Origin of the sequence: Amphritea pacifica, assembly GCF_016924145.1 — a bacterium.
Taxonomy (GTDB): domain Bacteria; phylum Pseudomonadota; class Gammaproteobacteria; order Pseudomonadales; family Balneatricaceae; genus Amphritea; species Amphritea pacifica.
Genome location: NZ_JAFFZO010000097.1, coordinates 1 through 631, shown reverse-complemented (window position 1 = coordinate 631; position 631 = coordinate 1). Strand labels below are relative to the sequence as shown.

Annotated in this window: 1 protein-coding gene; it reads left to right on the top strand. The window is 52.1% G+C overall.

Features of this window, described 5'->3' with window-relative positions; all coding sequences use genetic code 11:
* Positions 1–99: 99 nt before the first annotated feature.
* On the top strand, positions 100–631 hold a 532-nt coding region (locus JW499_RS21565), incomplete at its 3' end, for a transposase (RefSeq protein WP_205212508.1).

Here is a 631-nt window from a genome sequence, read left to right as displayed (position 1 = left end):
GAGATATGGTGATTTCTGGTGTATGGAGAAAGATAGAGAGGGTGGCGTATCCTGTTGATTGATCTCGCCAGATCGCAATCAACAGAAGAGAGATACGCCATGAGTAAGTTTACCCTGACAGCCCGGACTCAGCCAGAGAGCAATGTCATTGACCCCCTTACCGATTTATTGAGATCGGGGGCACGCCAGCTGATTTCTCAGGCCGTGGAGGCAGAGTTACAAGCACTGCTCGATCAACATGCCAATACACGGCTGATTGACGGTCGCCAAGCCGTAGTTCGTAACGGTCATCTGCCGGAGCGAACTGTGCAGACAGGTATCGGCGATGTTGAGATTAAAGTCCCCAAGGTACGTGATCGTAGCGGGACCGGCATCCGATTCAATAGTAACTTGCTGCCGCCCTATCTCAAGCGAGCGCGCAGTGTTGAAGAACTGCTCCCCTGGCTGTACTTGAAGGGGATCTCCACCGGTGATTTTCAGGAATCGTTGACGGCGTTATTGGGTAATCAGGCTAAAGGACTGTCGGCTAATACGATCACGCGGCTTAAAGGGAAATGGCTGGAAGAGCATGATCAATGGCGACGCCGCGACCTGAACAACAAACGTTACGTCTACTTTTGGGCGGATGGTG